Annotated in this window: 1 protein-coding gene; it reads right to left on the reverse strand. The window is 38.1% G+C overall.

Going from position 1 to position 1,308, the window contains the following annotated elements; all coding sequences use genetic code 11:
- Positions 1–361: 361 nt before the first annotated feature.
- Positions 362–805: a hypothetical protein gene (locus tag BZJ18_RS17005; protein WP_077458536.1), complete on the reverse strand. Its 444-nt coding sequence runs from the start codon at positions 803–805 to the stop codon at positions 362–364.
- Positions 806–1,308: the final 503 nt, after the last annotated feature.

Consider the following 1,308-nt stretch of genomic DNA (forward strand, 5'->3'; position numbering starts at 1 on the left):
CTGACAAAGTGTTAGAAAATGATAGTTCATCTGACAAAGTGTTAGAAAATGATAGTTCATTTTTTAAAGGTCTTACAGGCATGACTCCCGACGAGCTTAATAAAGGAAACCCACTATACAATAAGACTAACAGAGACTAGGGCATGTCATCATGGATTCTTTATGACACTTTTCTTGTGCCATTTGTGTAGTGACCTTTTTAACACTGCCGGCTTCTTTGAAAAACAAAAAAACCCGCCGAGGCGAGGGTTTGCTACACCCATCAAATGTAGTCTTAGAGCATCGTTACGGCAGAACCGTACGTGCGGGAGTTATTATGACCGGATAGGGACTTATTTTACTCGAAAAACCTTTTTTCTTTCTACAGCTTATTTGTAAATACGCAGCTGTCTTGTTGAATGAAATCAAGCTTCTTCTCTGCCTTCTTAAACTTGTCGTATTTCTCAAAATCGTGCAGATGAGCATAAACAATTTCTCGGATAGGCAATGTAACTGTAAACGCTTCAAAATCCAATTCTTCGGTTGCGTCATTTTCTACATCATGAATTATGTCCTGGTAAGGTGTCACAGGTACAAGCCTCAAATTGGAGCGATCACGATGGCCGCTGACAATAGGAATAACATGTACATCATTAAACGGTTGAGATCGAATTTCCGTCACATATCCTATATAAACCTTTCGATCAGACATAGTGAATAGAATTGGTAAGCCAAATTGAAAGGAGCGAAAAAATAACTGTGTAAACTCAGGACTTTCCCCATCTTGCGCAAACTCTTTTAAGAAACAGTTGAACTGATTCTCCATACTAAATCTATAGAATACAACAGGTATGAATAGGCTTAGAGTGATCGTAATTGCTAACACGTCAAACAAGATTATGCTGTTTTGAGATGCGTTGTATTTTAATATATTATTAAGGACTATTTCTCCGAGAGAGAAGTGCCAACTAAAACACTCTAGTGCAAAATCTGATATAGCATAAATAATAGTGGCTAAACCACATAAAGTTAATCCTGCTGTGGCAGAGCTCAGGAAGGTGTGATAACCGCCACTTCTTTTTAGAGAATAGTGAAAATGATGGAGCTTGTTTAGTATATTATATCCAGCAATACACAGAGCAAGAATAAAAAGTAATGAGATTGGTAGTGTTCAAAAGTCTGTGTCACTCCTATAGTTAACCCTCAACAGGGAGTGATACATCAATGTCCGACAAATACGAAATTGATATTCAAGCTTTTGCTAAGGCACTGCAATCTGGACAAGACCTCAACGGGAAAGATGGACTGCTAACGCCGTTGATTAAACAG

It is taken from the genome of Salinivibrio sp. IB872 (genome assembly GCF_001995345.1).
Taxonomy (GTDB): domain Bacteria; phylum Pseudomonadota; class Gammaproteobacteria; order Enterobacterales; family Vibrionaceae; genus Salinivibrio; species Salinivibrio proteolyticus.

Bases quoted from the DNA above. Each gene is read 5' to 3' on its own strand.
- BZJ18_RS17005 (WP_077458536.1), bottom strand. From the start codon at position 805: ATGGAGAATCAGTTCAACTGTTTCTTAAAAGAGTTTGCGCAAGATGGG.